This window comes from Enterobacter sp. MGH 33 (assembly GCF_000534535.1).
Taxonomy (GTDB): domain Bacteria; phylum Pseudomonadota; class Gammaproteobacteria; order Enterobacterales; family Enterobacteriaceae; genus Enterobacter; species Enterobacter hormaechei_C.
Window position 1 is genome coordinate 3,570,831 of record NZ_KI973212.1, and the last position, 15,206, is coordinate 3,586,036.

Sequence of the window (15,206 nt, forward strand, 5' to 3'; positions counted from 1 at the left end):
CGCTTGTTGGAGTGCAGTATCGGCAAAAAGTGCCGTTTTAATCTGACTCTTGCGTAAAACAGGCGCGTAAACGGGGGTTCGTGACCAGCCACAGCAGCGCGACAATATCCGCCACCACCAGCGCAATCCCGATACCGGAAAGCGGCTCGCCGTACAGCCAGAGCACGGGCTGCCAGACCAGGAGCACAACCTGCGCCAGAATCAACAGCCAGCGAAGCGCGCGCCAGAAACGCGGGAGGAACTGCCGCCGACCGCTGCACAGGAACGCCAGCACCGCCGGTACACCGGGCAGTAACCCCAGCCAGAACGCATCGTGATCGGGATAAAAGAGATTCAGTAGCGTATCGCCCTGCCCGCGTGACGCGCCAGCCATCACGAACAGCACCCAGGTGCGGGCCTGCAACAGCAGAACGCACCAGAATAAAAAAGGCAGACGCAGACGACCGTGAACATCATAGTCGCCAGGGTGGAACTCAGTACTCTTCATCTTCGATCAGGCGCTTACCCAGCGTCAGTACATCCGCGTGCTCGTAGCCCAGACGTTCATACATGCCCAGCACCACGTCGTTATCTTCCCGCACCATAATCTGGATTTTCGGGCAGCCACGGGCGATCAGTTTCTTTTCCAGACGGTTAAGCAGCGCGTTGGCGATGCCGCGCGCGCGATATTCCGGGTGCACGCCCAGATAGTAGGCCGACCCGCGGTGGCCGTCGTACCCGCCCATTACCGTCCCGACCACCTCGCCGTTGACCTCAGCGACCAGAAACAGACTGACGTCGTGATTCACCTTCCGTTCGATGTCCATTTCCGGATCGTTCCACGGACGCAGCAGATCGCAGCGCTCCCAAAGGGTGATCACCTCTTCGAAATCTTCCTGGCGAAAAACGCGTATCTCCATGGTATTAACCGCCTTTTCGGGTTTAAAAACAGTGATTATGGCGTGAACAGGGCATTTAGCCAATAACCGGGGAAAAACTCGCCAAAATTTGGCATAATGTCACTTTGTCACGTATTGAAATGAAAAGTAAAACAATTCTCAATAAGGAATGTCGTCACGCAAAACGCGATACGATATAACACCAGGACCCCAATTTTTACAATTCAGGCCGCATGAGCACATTCAAACCATTAAAAGCACTCACATCGCGTCGTCAGGTTCTCAAAGCGGGGCTGGCGGCCTTAACGTTAACAGGCATCGCAAAGCAGGCTCAGGCAAAAGAAGAGAGCTCGCTTAAAACCAGTAACGGACACAGCAAGCCGAAAACCAAAAAAGCCGGCGCAAAGCGTCTGGTCATGCTCGATCCGGGCCACGGCGGGATCGACACCGGCGCCATTGGCCGAAACGGGTCGAAAGAAAAACACGTCGTGCTGGCAATTGCAAAAAATGTGCGCGCAATTTTACGCAGCAACGGCATTGACGCCCGCCTGACGCGCACGGGCGACACGTTTATCCCGCTGTACGATCGCGTGGAAATTGCCCATAAGCACGGCGCCGACCTGTTTATGTCCATTCACGCGGATGGCTTCACAAACCCTTCCGCCGCAGGCGCATCGGTGTTCGCCCTCTCCAACCGTGGCGCCAGTAGCGCCATGGCGAAATACCTCTCCGATCGCGAAAACCGGGCGGATGAAGTGGCCGGGAAAAAAGCCACCGACAAAGACCATCTGTTGCAGCAGGTTCTGTTTGATCTCGTGCAGACCGATACCATCAAAAACAGCCTGACGCTCGGCTCGCATATCCTTAAACGGATTAAGCCCGTGCACCGTCTGCACAGTAAAAGCACCGAGCAGGCCGCGTTTGTGGTGCTGAAGTCCCCGTCCATTCCGTCCGTGCTGGTTGAAACCTCGTTCATTACCAACCCGGAAGAGGAGCGTTTACTCGGCACCACGGCGTTTCGTCAGAAGATCGCGAACGCCATCGCCTCCGGGGTCATCAGTTATTTCAACTGGTTCGATAATCAAAAAGCGCACTCCAGGAAACGTTGATGAAACCGAATGCACAGCTGGTCAAAACGTTCCTGATGCAGCTACAGGACGCGATTTGCCAGAAACTGGCCGCCGCAGACGGCGGTGAATTCCAGGAAGACGCCTGGCAGCGCGAAGCGGGCGGCGGCGGGCGCAGCCGCGTGCTGCGTAACGGCGGTATTTTTGAACAGGCCGGGGTTAACTTCTCCCACGTCCACGGTGATGCAATGCCGGCGTCCGCCACGGCGCATCGGCCTGAACTGGCGGGCCGCAGCTTCGAGGCGATGGGCGTCTCGCTGGTGGTGCATCCGCATAACCCGTTTGTGCCAACCAGCCACGCCAACGTGCGCTTTTTCATCGCGGAAAAACCGGGGGCCGATCCGGTCTGGTGGTTTGGCGGCGGTTTCGACTTAACGCCTTACTATGGCTTCGAAGAGGACGCCGTGCACTGGCACACCACCGCGCGCGACCTCTGCCTGCCGTTTGGCGAAGACGTTTACCCGAAATACAAAAAGTGGTGCGATGACTATTTCTATCTGAAGCATCGCGACGAGCAACGCGGCATCGGCGGGCTGTTCTTTGACGATCTCAACACGCCGGATTTTGATACCGCGTTCAGATTTATGCGTGCAGTGGGTGAAGGCTTTACCGATGCCTATCTGCCGATTGTCGAACGCCGCAAAAACACCGACTACGGCGTTCGCGAGCGTGAGTTCCAGCTGTACCGCCGCGGGCGTTACGTGGAGTTTAACCTGGTATGGGATCGCGGGACGCTGTTTGGCCTGCAAACCGGTGGGCGCACGGAGTCCATTCTGATGTCGATGCCGCCGCTGGTGCGCTGGGAATACAGCTTTGAACCCAAAGAAGGCAGCCCGGAGGCTGCCTTGCGTGAGTTTATTCGGGTTCGGGACTGGGTGTAACTGCCGGATGACGCTGGGCTTATCCGGCCTACGAGTCCCGTAGGTCGGGTAAGCGAACGCGCCACCCGACATAAAGCGCTTACAGCGGCTGCGTCTGTGCCTCAACCACCGCCAGCGCTACCATGTTGACGATACGACGCACAGAGGCAATCGGCGTTAATACATGTACAGGTTTTGACACCCCCATCAGCACTGGCCCTACGGTCACCCCTTCAGAACTCGACACGCGCAGCAGGTTATAGCTGATACGCGCCGCTTCTACGTTCGGCATAATCAGCACGTTCGCGGAGCCTTTCAGCGGGCTGTCCGGCATACGTTCATTACGAATGCTCTCCACCAGCGCGGCGTCGCCGTGCATCTCGCCGTCGATCATCAGTTCCGGCGCACGCTCGCGCACCAGGTCCAGCGTCTGGCGCATTTTGCACGCCGCCGCGGATTTGGATGACCCGAAGTTAGAATGCGACAGCAGCGCCACTTTCGGCTCGATACCAAAGCGGCGCACGGTTTCCGCCGCCATCACGGTGATTTCCGCCAGTTCGTCCGGGGAAGGATCGTCGTTGACGTAGGTATCGGCGATAAAGGTGTTACCGCTTGGCAGCAGCAGCGCGTTCATTGCGCCGGCAGTATGAACACCCTCGCGATAGCCGAAGATCTCCTGCACCACGCTGAAATGCTCATGGTACTCGCCGATGGTCCCGCAGATCAGCGCATCCGCCTCACCGCGGTGAACCATGATCGCGCCGATCACCGTGGTGTTGCTGATCACCGCCCGCTGCGCCTGCTCCTGGGTGATCCCCCGGCGCTTCATGATCGAATAGTATTCGTTCCAGTACTCTTTGAAGCGTGGATCGGATTCGTTATTGACGATCTCAAAGTCGACGCCCGGCTTAATTTGCAGGCCCAGCTTCTGGATACGCATCTCGATCACGCTCGGACGACCAATCAGGATCGGTTTCGCCAGCCCTAAGGTGATCAGCTCCTGCGTGGCATGCAGCACGCGCGCCTCTTCCCCTTCCGCCAGCACCACGCGCTTCGCGTCAGCGCGCGCCTGGGAGAAGATCGGCTTCATAAACAGGTTGGTTTTGTAGACGAACTCGGTGAGTTTATCGACGTAGGCATCGAAATCTTCAATCGGCCGCGTCGCCACGCCAGAGTCCATCGCCGCTTTGGCCACCGCTGGCGCGATCTTCACGATCAGACGCGGGTCAAACGGTTTAGGGATGATGTAGTCCGGGCCGAAGCTCAGATCCTGATCGCCATAGGCGGAGGCCACCACTTCGCTCTGCTCGGCGTGCGCCAGCTCTGCGATAGCATGAACGGCGGCGAGCTTCATCTCTTCGTTGATTGCCGTAGCGCCGACGTCCAGCGCACCGCGGAAGATGAACGGGAAGCAGAGCACGTTGTTCACCTGGTTCGGGTAGTCCGAACGTCCGGTACAGATGATCGCGTCTTCACGCACTGCCTTCGCCAGCGGCGGCAGAATTTCCGGCTCCGGGTTCGCAAGGGCCAGGATCATTGGCGCGCGCGCCATCTTCTGCACCATCTCCTGGGTCAGTACTTTCGGGCCTGAACAGCCGAGGAAAATGTCGGCACCTTCAATGACGTCTTCTAGCGTGCGCTTGCCGTCGTCTTCCACCGCATAGGCCGCCTTGGTTTCCGCCATGTTTGGCTCGCGGTCTTTGTAAATCACGCCTTTGGAGTCGCAGACCACGATGTTGTGTTTCTGCATGCCCAGCGCCACCAGCAGGTTCATACAAGCGATGGCCGCGGCGCCAGCGCCGGAGACCACCATGCGCACGTCGGAGAGGTTTTTCTCCACCACACGCAGACCGTTCAGAATGGCGGCGGTACTGATAATCGCCGTGCCGTGCTGGTCGTCATGGAACACGGGAATGTTCATACGCTCGCGCAGCTTCTGCTCGATATAGAAACATTCCGGCGCTTTGATGTCTTCCAGGTTGATGCCGCCGAAGGTCGGCTCCAGCGCCGCCACCACGTTGATGAATTTATCCGGGTCCAGTTCGTCCACTTCGATATCAAAGACGTCGATACCGGCAAATTTCTTAAACAGAACGCCCTTCCCTTCCATCACCGGCTTACCGGCCAGCGCGCCAATGTTCCCTAACCCCAGTACCGCCGTACCGTTAGAGATAACGGCCACCAGGTTGCCACGGGCGGTGTATTTGTACGCTGCCAGCGGATCTTTTTCGATTTCAAGGCACGGGGCAGCTACGCCTGGCGAGTAGGCCAGCGCCAGATCGCGCTGGGTCGCGAGCGGTTTGGTCGGGGATACCTGGATTTTACCCGGAACAGGAAACTCGTGAAAATCGAGAGCGCTTTGTTTTAACTGATCATCCATCTTGTTATTCCTTTCACGTTTCGGTCAAAAAGGGTGATGTTGACGTTCCTATGCACACCCTGGTGTGCCGCATAGTATCGCCGCAGGCAGGCTCCTAAACTTTGAAGGCTGCCAAACTCTCACCATTGCAGAATAAAAATTGTTATCAATTTATAACAGCCATGTTACCCGTCTCAGACAGCAATGCCTCCCCCGTCTGCTATGCTTTTTTGTTAAGTCCATCATGATTTTCTCAGAAGTGTGACCTGACGCACTCGACTAACTCTTTTATTTCCAAGGAGTAATTATGAACCAGCTAGACGGCATCAAACAATTTACCACCGTGGTTGCAGACAGCGGCGACATCGAATCGATTCGTCACTACCAGCCGGAAGACGCGACCACCAACCCCTCGCTGCTGCTCAAGGCGGCCGGTCTTGCGCACTTTAGTCATCTGATTGATGACGCCCTTGCCTACGGCAAACAGCGCGGGAAAACGCAGGAGCAGCAGGTCGCCGAGGCCAGTGACAAGCTGGCGGTCAATATCGGTGCGGAAATTCTTAAAAGCATACCGGGACGCGTCTCCACCGAAGTGGATGCCCGCCTCTCATTCGACCAGGAAAAGAGCATTAGCAAGGCTCGCCGCCTGGTGGAACTCTATCAGGAGCAGGGGATCGATAAATCACGCATCCTGATCAAGCTTGCCTCCACCTGGGAAGGCATCCGCGCGGCGGAAGTGCTGGAGAAAGAGGGGATCAACTGTAACCTGACGCTGCTGTTCTCCTTCGCCCAGGCGCGTGCCTGCGCCGAAGCGGGCGTGTTCCTGATTTCACCGTTTGTCGGACGTATCTACGACTGGTATCAGGCGAAACAGCCGATGGATCCGTATGTGGTGGACGAAGATCCCGGCGTGAAATCGGTGCGTAATATCTACGATTATTACAAGCAGCACCGCTACGAGACCATCGTGATGGGGGCCAGCTTCCGCCGCACCGAGCAGATCCTCGCGCTCGCGGGCTGCGACCGGCTGACCATCTCCCCTGACCTGCTGAAAAAGCTTCAGGAGAGTGAAGAGACGGTGATCCGCAAGCTGGTGCCAACCTCCACCGTTCTGCCAAAACCAAAACCCATGACCGAAGCGGAATTCCGCTGGGAGCACAATCAGGATCCAATGGCCGTGGAAAAACTGGCGGACGGCATCCGTCAGTTCGCCGTCGACCAGCGCAAACTCGAAGATCTTCTCGCCGCCAAACTTTAACCTTGCCACGGAGTGAACTATGTCCCGTAAAGAGCTCGCCAACGCCATTCGCGCCCTCAGCATGGATGCCGTACAAAAAGCCAATTCCGGCCACCCTGGCGCCCCCATGGGTATGGCTGATATCGCCGAAGTGCTGTGGAACGACTTCCTGAAGCACAACCCTACCGATCCGACCTGGTACGACCGCGACCGTTTTATTCTTTCCAACGGGCACGCCTCGATGCTGCTCTACAGCCTGCTGCACCTTTCCGGCTACGATCTGCCGCTTGAGGAATTAAAAAACTTCCGCCAGCTGCACTCCAAAACGCCGGGCCACCCGGAGATCGGCTATACGCCGGGCGTTGAAACCACTACCGGCCCGCTGGGCCAGGGGCTGGCGAATGCGGTTGGCCTGGCGATTGCCGAACGTACGCTGGCCGCGCAGTTCAACCAGCCCGACCACGAGATTGTCGATCACTATACCTATGTCTTTATGGGCGACGGCTGTCTGATGGAGGGGATCTCTCACGAGGTCTGTTCTCTGGCGGGCACCCTGGGGCTGGGCAAGCTGATTGGCTTCTACGATCACAACGGTATCTCCATTGACGGGGAAACCGAGGGCTGGTTTACCGACGATACGGCGAAACGCTTTGAAGCCTATCACTGGCACGTGGTGCACGAGATCGACGGTCACGATCCAGAGGCGGTGAAAAAAGCGATTCAGGAAGCGCAGAGCGTGAAGGACAAACCGTCCCTGATCATCTGCCGCACCACCATCGGCTTCGGCTCGCCGAACAAAGCGGGCAAAGAGGAGGCGCACGGCGCGGCGCTGGGTGAAGAGGAAGTGGCGCTGACCCGCCAGAAACTGGGCTGGAAACACCCGGCCTTTGAGATCCCAAAAGAGATCTACAAGGCCTGGGATGCTCGCGAAACAGGTGAAAAAGCGCAGCAGGCCTGGAACGAAAAGTTTGCCGCCTACAAAAAAGCGTATCCGGAGCTGGCGGCTGAGTTTACCCGCCGCATGAGCGGCGGCCTGCCGGAAGACTGGGAAGAGAAAACTCATGCGCTGATTGAGAACCTGCAATCCAACCCGGCGAAAATTGCCACCCGTAAGGCATCACAAAACACCCTGAACGCGATTGGCCCAATCCTGCCCGAACTGCTGGGCGGCTCGGCGGATCTGGCGCCAAGTAACCTTACCCTCTGGTCCGGCTCTAAATCCCTGAAGGAGGACATTGCCGGGAACTACATCCACTACGGCGTGCGCGAGTTTGGGATGACCGCCATTGCCAACGGCATCGCCCACCATGGCGGCTTCGTGCCGTACACCGCCACCTTCCTGATGTTTGTCGAATATGCCCGTAACGCGGCGCGTATGGCGGCCCTGATGAAGGCGCGGCAAATCATGGTGTACACCCACGACTCTATCGGGCTGGGTGAAGATGGGCCGACGCACCAGGCGGTAGAGCAGCTGGCGAGCCTGCGCTTAACGCCAAACTTCAGCACCTGGCGTCCTTGCGATCAGGTGGAAGCGGCAGTGGGCTGGAAGCTGGCCGTAGAGCGTCATAACGGACCCACGGCGCTGATCCTGTCGCGCCAGAACCTGGCGCAGATCGAGCGCACGCCGGAGCAGGTGAAAAATATCGCCCGCGGCGGGTACATCCTGAAAGACAGCGGCGGCAAGCCAGACGTGATCCTGATCGCCACCGGTTCCGAGGTGGAAATCACGGTAAAAGCGGCGGAGAAACTGACCGCCGAGGGTCACGCGGTGCGCGTGGTTTCACTCCCTTCAACGGATATCTTTGATGCTCAGGATGAGGCGTACCGCGAATCGGTGCTGCCTTCAAACGTCGCGGCGCGCGTGGCGGTTGAAGCTGGCATTGCCGACTACTGGTACAAATACGTGGGCCTGAAAGGGGCAATTGTCGGGATGCATGGTTACGGTGAATCCGCCCCGGCCGACAAGCTGTTCCCATATTTCGGCTTTACCGTTGAGAACGTGGTGGAGAAGGCGCTAAGCGTGCTGTAGTGCTTTTGCCGGGTGACGCTGTCGTTTACCCGGCCTGCGGTTCGAGGCTTTGTAGGCCGGGTAAGGCGTAGCCGCCACCCGGCTTTTTCACACCACTCTTACCCCTGCCGCCATCACCCGCTCCGGCGTTAATAACACACTTTCTCGGGCGTCATCGGTTTCCGCGCAGAGCAACATGCATTCAGATGTTTCACCGCGCATTTTAGCCTTTGCCAGGTTACACAACACCACCACCGTTTTGCCCATCAGCTCCTCTTCCCGGTAATACGGCACCAGGCTGGTGACGGTTTGCAACGTTCTGTCTCCCACCTCTATCTGCGCAATATAGAGCTTGTCCGCATTGGCGTGACGTTTAACGTCAACAATCTTCCCCACGCGGAGCTCGAGCTTTGCAAAATCATCGTACGCTACCGTTTCCACTTTTGCCTCCTTGGTAAAATTTTACTAAATACTAGCACGATAACTGGCGAGGGCAACAGGGATGTTATTTACTAAAAATTAATGCATGTCCGAACGCATCCTTTACAATAAGCTATCTCGTGGGGAATAAGGACAAACATGGCAACGCTGAAAGACATCGCGACGGAAGCTGGCGTCTCGCTGGCAACGGTATCCCGGGTTTTAAACGATGACCCGACGCTGAATGTGAAAGAAGAGACGAAACACCGCATTCTGGAGATTGCCGAGAAGCTGGAATACAAAAGCACGACCTCCCGTAAAATGCAGTCTGTCGCTGCCGGTCAGCAACATATTCTGGCGCTCTACAGCTACCAGCAGGAACTGGAGATCAACGACCCTTACTATCTTGCCATTCGCCACGGCATTGAGACGCAGTGCGAAAAACTGGGGGTCGAACTGAGTAACTGCTACGCTAATGCCACCCTGCCGGAGCTGAAAAAGCTCACCGGGGTGTTGATTGTAGGCAAACCCTCCCCTGCGCTTCGACGTGCGGCAATGTCGTTGACCGACAACGTCTGTTTTATCGACTTTCACGAGCCAGGCAGCGAGTACGATTCTGTCGATATTGACCTTTCGCGCATCAGCAAGCAGATCGTGGATTTCTTTATTGCTCAGGGAGTTAAGCGGATTGGCTTTATCGGCGGCGAAGATGAGCCAGGCAAGGCTGATATTCGGGAAGCCGCCTTCGTGGAGTACGGGCTCCTGAAAGGGGTGGTATCGGAACAGGACATCTGGCGCGGCGGTTTTTCCAGCTCGTCCGGTTATGAACTGGCAAAAATCATGCTGGCACAACAGTGCTGGCCTTCCGCCTTGTTCGTGGCCTCCGATTCCATCGCCATCGGGGTGTTACGCGCCATTCACGAAAAAGGGCTGGCGATCCCGGAAGATATTTCACTGATCAGCGTGAACGACATTCCAACCGCCCGCTTTACCTTCCCGCCTCTTTCCACCGTGCGCATTCACTCTGAAATGATGGGCAGCCAGGGCGTTAATCTACTGCTGGAAAAGGCCCGCGATGGCCGCGCACTACCGCTTCAGGTCTTTGTCCCGAGCGTACTGAAGCTGCGCGGCACCACCCGCTGATTTCCACCTGTTAACTCTCCCGCCGGGCACGCCCGGCTTTTTTAATTTCGTGATCGAGTTAAAGCAAATCGGTTTTACTGATTTTATTTAGTAAAATATTTACTAAAATCTCCAGCAATGATGTTTTACCCCTACAGGGAGATCACATGAATCGCTGGGAAAATATTCAACTCACGCATGAAAACCGGCTCCCGCCGCGTGCGTACTTCTTCTCTTATGACACCGTTTCCCGGGCGCGCACGTTTGCGCGTGAAGCCAGCAGCCACTTTCTGTCGCTAAGCGGAAAGTGGAACTTTCGCTTCTTCACGAACCCGCTGCTTGTCCCGGAAAACTTTACCTCAGAATACATGGCCGACTGGGGCGATATTACCGTGCCGGGCATGTGGCAGATGGAAGGTCACGGTCAGTTGCAGTACACCGACGAAGGCTTTCCTTTCCCGGTGGACGTACCATGGGTGCCGTCAGACAACCCGACCGGGGCATACCAGCGCTGGTTTACGCTTTCTGAAAGCTGGCAAGAGAAACAGACCCTTATCAAGTTTGACGGCGTCGAAACCTATTTCGAAGTCTACGTGAATGGCCGCTATATAGGCTTTAGCAAAGGCAGCCGACTGTCTGCCGAGTTTGATATCAGCGATGCGGTACACAGCGGGCAAAACCTGTTGTGCGTGCGGGTTATGCAGTGGGCAGATTCCACCTACATTGAGGATCAGGACATGTGGTGGACGGCGGGGATATTCCGCGACGTCTACCTGCTGGGAAAATCACTCACACATGTCCGCGATTTCACGGTTAAAACCACCTTTGACGAGGCATACCGGGACGCCACCCTCTTCTGTCAGCTTGAGCTGGAAAACCTTGCTGCACGCCCTGGCTGTGTTCAACTGGATTATACCCTGTACGACGGCGAGACAGTGCTGCACAAGGGAACAACCGACAACCTGACCGTCAGCGAGCGTGCGGAAACCGCCTTCAGCATTGAGGTGAGGCAACCCCGCCAGTGGTCCGCTGAATCGCCGGATCTTTATCATCTGGTCATGACTTTAAAAGATAACCATGGCCAGACGCTGGAAATCATCCCGCAGCGCATCGGGTTTCGGGATATCAAGGTGAAAGACGGCCTGTTCTACGTTAACAACCGTTATCTGAAGCTGCACGGCGTCAATCGTCATGACAACGATCATCTGAGGGGCCGCGCGGTGGGGATGGATCGCGTGGAGCGCGACCTGATCCTGATGAAGCAGCACAATATCAACTCGGTACGTACCGCCCACTACCCGAACGACCCGCGCTTTTACGAGCTTTGCGACCTGTACGGCCTGTTTGTGATGGCTGAAACGGATGTGGAATCTCACGGCTTCGCCAACGTCGGCGACCTGAGCCGCATTACGGACGATCCGGTGTGGGAGCCGGTCTACGTTGAGCGTATCGAACGCCATATTCACGCGCAGAAAAATCATCCGTCGATCATCATCTGGTCGCTCGGAAATGAGTCCGGCTACGGCTGTAACATCCGCGCGATGGCCCGTGCGGCAAAAGCGCTGGATGATACTCGCCTGCTTCACTACGAAGAAGATCGCGACGCCGAGGTGGTGGACATTATCTCCACCATGTATACCCGCGTACCGCTGATGAATCTGTTTGGCGAATACCCGCACGCCAAACCGCGCATTATCTGCGAATACGCCCATGCGATGGGCAACGGTCCCGGCGGGTTGACCGAGTATCAGAACGTGTTCGATCGCCACGACTGCATTCAGGGGCATTATGTCTGGGAGTGGTGCGACCACGGTATTCAGAAAACAGACGCCAGCGGCAACATCTGGTACGCCTATGGCGGCGACTTCGGTGATTACCCCAATAATTACAACTTCTGCCTCGACGGGCTGATCTACTCCGATCAAACGCCCGGGCCAGGTTTGCGTGAGTACAAGCAGGTGATCGCCCCGGTCAAACTGCGCTGGCAAAACGGTGAGCTGCACGTTGATAACCGCTTATGGTTCACCAGCCTGGATGATTACACCCTGCTCACGGAGGTGCGTGCGGAAGGTGAAACGCTGCACAGCGAGCCACTGAACATCACCGGGTTGGCCCCCAACAGCTCCCGCAGCGTCAGCCTGCACGTGCCGGAACTGGACGAGCGCGAAGCATTTCTGACTGTACGTATTATCAAAAACAGTCCCACGCGCTACAGCGAGGTCGGGCACGAGATCGCGGTGTATCAGTTCCCGTTAAAAGGCCGCACGGCACGCCCGACACCGTTTATCAACACCAGTGCCACTCCGCTGCGTCTGGAGGAAGATCGCCTGAGCTGCACCGTGACCGGGCATAACTTCCGCGCGAGCTTCTCTAAAGTATCGGGAAAACTCAGCGCCTGGCAGGTGAACGGTGAGGAATACCTTACCCGTGAGCCGAAGATTAACTTCTTCAAGCCCATGATTGATAACCATAAGCAGGAGTATGAAGGGCTGTGGCAGCCGTATCATTTCCAGATCATGCAGGAGCATCTGCGCGGTTTCGAGGTTGAGCAGCATAACGATGCGGTCATCGTCACCACCCGTACCCTGATTGCTCCGCCAGTGTTTGATTTTGGCATGCGCTGTACCTATCGCTGGCGCATCGCCGCCGACGGGCAGATCAACGTTGAGCTATGCGGTGAGCGCTACGGCGAGTACCCGCACATTATTCCGTGCATCGGCTTTACGCTTGGCATCAACGGCGGTTTCGATCAGGTGAGCTACTACGGGCGAGGGCCGGGTGAAAACTATCCGGACAGCCAGCAGGCCAGCACCATCGACCTGTGGCACACCACGGTTGATAAGATGTTTGAAAATTATCCGTTCCCTCAAAACAACGGCAACCGTCAGCAGGTGCGCTGGGCCTCCCTCGCGGATCGTCATGGCAGCGGCGTGCTGGTCGTACCGCAACAGCCTCTCCACTTCAGCGCCTGGCACTACACGGCTGAGAATATTCACGCCGCACAGCACTGCAACGAACTGCGCCGCTGCGATGACATCACGCTTAATCTTGACCACCAGGTGCTGGGCTTAGGCTCCAATTCCTGGGGAAGTGAGGTACTGGAGAGCTGGCGCGTCTGGTTCAGTCCGTTCCGCTACGGCTTCACATTGCTCCCGCTCAATGGCGGCCGCATCGCCTCGATGGCGCTGGCACGCCAGCAATTCGGCACCGGTTTCTTCTCCATGGATTTGCACAGCGAGGCAGACAAATGATCGTTCTTGAGAGCCTGGAACAGTTTCAACAGCATTACCGCACGGGTCGCAAATGGCAGCGCTGCTCAGAAGCCATTAACAATATCGATAATATCTCGCCCGGCGTAGCCCATTCGATTGGCGATTCGCTGGCCTACCGTGTGACCAATGATGCCAGCACCGACGCGCTGTTTGTCGGGCATCGCCGCTATTTCGAGGTGCATTACTACCTTCAGGGCGCGCAGAAAATTGAATATGCCGCCAAAGATGCGCTTCAGACAGTGGAGTGCTACCGCGATGAGACCGATCGAGAATACCTGAAAGGCGTGGGTACCACCGAACAGGTGCGCGAGGGGCAGATCGTAATTTGTGAGAACCATGAGGCGTATCGCTTTATCAGCGAGGAGCCGGTCAAAAAAGTCATTCTCAATGTGACCATCGAAGACGGTTATTTCCATAACAAATAAAAAAACGAGCGGTGCCAATGAAGCACCGCTAGCCTCTTACCCGGAGAAACGTTATGTCTGAAACCACCAAACGCAATATCATCGGCAAATTCGGCCTGCTGTCGCTGACCTTTGCCGCCGTGTTTAGTTTTAACAACGTGATCAATAATAATATCGAACTCGGGCTTGCCTCCGCGCCGATGTTCTTTTTAGCAACCCTGTTCTATTTTATCCCGTTCTGCTTAATTATCGCTGAGTTTGTCTCGTTGAATAAAAACTCAGAAGCTGGAGTTTATGCCTGGGTAAAAAGTTCACTCGGCGGGCGCTGGGCATTTATTACCGCTTATACATACTGGTTCGTGAATTTATTCTTCTTCACCTCGTTATTACCGCGCGTCATTGCCTATGCCTCTTATGCCTTTCTTGGCTATGAGTACATTCTCACACCATTTGCCACAACGGTGCTAAGTATGGTGCTGTTCGCCTTCTCAACGTGGGTCTCCACCAACGGGGCGAAGATGCTGGGGCCAATTACGTCTGTAACCTCCACGCTGATGCTGCTGCTGACGCTCTCTTACATTCTGCTGGCGGGCGCGGCGCTAATGGGTGGGGTGCAGCCCGCTGATCCGATTACCGTCGACGCGATGATCCCGCATTTTAACTGGGCATTCCTCGGCATTACCACCTGGATATTTATGGCTGCCGGGGGCGCGGAATCCGTCGCGGTGTACGTAAACGATGTGAAAGGCGGTTCGAAATCTTTCGTTAAAGTGATCATCCTGGCGGGGATCTTTATCGGCGTGCTGTACTCCATCTCCTCGGTACTGATCAACGTCTTTATCAGCAGCAAAGCGTTGAAGTTTACCGGGGGTTCGGTGCAGGTGTTCCACGGTCTGGCGGTGTGGTTTGGCCTGCCGGAAGTGTTGATGAACCGTTTCGTCGGTCTGGTTTCCTTTACCGCCATGTTCGGTTCCCTGCTGATGTGGACGGCGACGCCGGTCAAAATCTTTTTCTCGGAGATCCCGACCGGCATTTTTGGTCCGAAAACCGTGGCGCTGAACGAAAACGGCGTACCGGCGCGCGCGGCCTGGATCCAGTATTTGATTGTGATCCCACTGATGATTATCCCGACCATGGGCTCCAGTACCGCGCAGGAGCTGATGAACACCGTCATCAATATGACCGCTGCGGCCTCCATGTTACCGCCGCTGTTTATTATGCTGGCCTACCTCAACCTGCGTCGTAAGCTCGATCACCTGCCGCGCGATTTCAGGATGGGTTCACGAACCACGGGTATAACCATAGTGTCGATGCTGATTGTTATTTTCGCCATTGGTTTTGTGGCATCCACTTTCCCTACCGGTGCCAATATTCTGACGATTATTTTCTATAACGTCGGTGGCATTGTTTTATTCCTCGGATTTGCCTGGTGGAAATACAGCAAATACGTAAACGGATTATCAAAAGAACAACAAAAAATTGAAGCATCACCTGCCTCGAATATTAACTGAAATAAAAG

General features: G+C 56.1%; 12 protein-coding genes. 8 read left to right on the top strand and 4 right to left on the bottom strand.

What is annotated here, in order from left to right; all coding sequences use genetic code 11:
- Positions 1-37: 37 nt before the first annotated feature.
- Entirely contained in the window at positions 38-487 is a 450-nt protein-coding gene (locus L379_RS07410) for a DUF2919 domain-containing protein (RefSeq protein ID WP_003861294.1), read from the bottom strand.
- Positions 474-899: a GNAT family acetyltransferase gene (locus L379_RS07405; RefSeq protein WP_003861292.1), complete on the bottom strand. Its 426-nt coding sequence runs from the start codon at positions 897-899 to the stop codon at positions 474-476. The genes L379_RS07410 and L379_RS07405 overlap by 14 nt, the downstream gene beginning before the upstream one ends.
- Positions 900-1,111: 212 nt before the next feature.
- On the opposite strand from L379_RS07405, the gene amiA reads away from it, so the two are divergent.
- Complete coding sequence (gene amiA / locus L379_RS07400; RefSeq protein WP_015572219.1) at positions 1,112-1,987, top strand: N-acetylmuramoyl-L-alanine amidase AmiA; 876 nt, start codon at positions 1,112-1,114, stop codon at positions 1,985-1,987.
- A complete protein-coding gene (gene hemF, locus L379_RS07395) occupies positions 1,987-2,886 on the top strand; it encodes an oxygen-dependent coproporphyrinogen oxidase (protein WP_032654389.1) in 900 nt (299 codons plus the stop codon). Before amiA ends, hemF begins: the two co-directional genes overlap by 1 nt.
- A gap of 79 nt (positions 2,887-2,965) precedes the next feature.
- Here the strand turns inward: hemF and maeB are convergent, their stop codons facing one another.
- The gene (gene maeB, locus L379_RS07390) at positions 2,966-5,245 is read right to left on the bottom strand and encodes an NADP-dependent oxaloacetate-decarboxylating malate dehydrogenase (protein ID WP_023295115.1); all 2,280 of its coding nucleotides are present in this window, start codon (positions 5,243-5,245) and stop codon (positions 2,966-2,968) included.
- Between the two features lie 286 nt (positions 5,246-5,531).
- Here maeB and tal point away from each other — a divergent pair, with 286 nt between their 5' ends.
- Entirely contained in the window at positions 5,532-6,482 is a 951-nt protein-coding gene (gene tal / locus L379_RS07385; protein WP_015572217.1) for a transaldolase, read from the top strand.
- A 19-nt stretch (positions 6,483-6,501) separates the two neighbouring features.
- A complete protein-coding gene (tkt, locus tag L379_RS07380) occupies positions 6,502-8,490 on the top strand; it encodes a transketolase (RefSeq protein WP_032654391.1) in 1,989 nt (662 codons plus the stop codon).
- Between the two features lie 87 nt (positions 8,491-8,577).
- Here tkt and L379_RS07375 read toward each other — a convergent pair whose 3' ends face one another.
- Positions 8,578-8,910 (bottom strand): tRNA-binding protein, encoded by a 333-nt coding sequence (locus tag L379_RS07375; RefSeq protein ID WP_017692958.1) that lies wholly within the window; start codon positions 8,908-8,910, stop codon positions 8,578-8,580.
- A gap of 138 nt (positions 8,911-9,048) precedes the next feature.
- On the opposite strand from L379_RS07375, the gene ebgR reads away from it, so the two are divergent.
- The 4 genes from ebgR (at position 9,049) to L379_RS07355 (ending at position 15,198) form a co-directional block, all read left to right on the top strand.
- Entirely contained in the window at positions 9,049-10,032 is a 984-nt protein-coding gene (gene ebgR / locus L379_RS07370; RefSeq protein WP_015572215.1) for a transcriptional regulator EbgR, read from the top strand.
- A 146-nt stretch (positions 10,033-10,178) separates the two neighbouring features.
- Positions 10,179-13,262 carry a beta-galactosidase subunit alpha gene (gene ebgA / locus L379_RS07365; RefSeq protein WP_017383486.1) on the top strand — a complete coding sequence of 1,028 codons (3,084 nt, stop codon included), beginning with the start codon at positions 10,179-10,181 and terminating at the stop codon, positions 13,260-13,262.
- On the top strand, positions 13,259-13,708 hold the full coding sequence (locus tag L379_RS07360; RefSeq protein WP_015572213.1) for a beta-galactosidase subunit beta: 450 nt from the start codon (positions 13,259-13,261) through the stop codon (positions 13,706-13,708). Before ebgA ends, L379_RS07360 begins: the two co-directional genes overlap by 4 nt.
- A gap of 53 nt (positions 13,709-13,761) precedes the next feature.
- Positions 13,762-15,198, top strand: a complete 1,437-nt coding sequence (locus L379_RS07355; protein WP_032654393.1) for an amino acid permease — start codon at positions 13,762-13,764, stop codon at positions 15,196-15,198.
- The last annotated feature ends 8 nt before the right edge of the window (positions 15,199-15,206 follow it).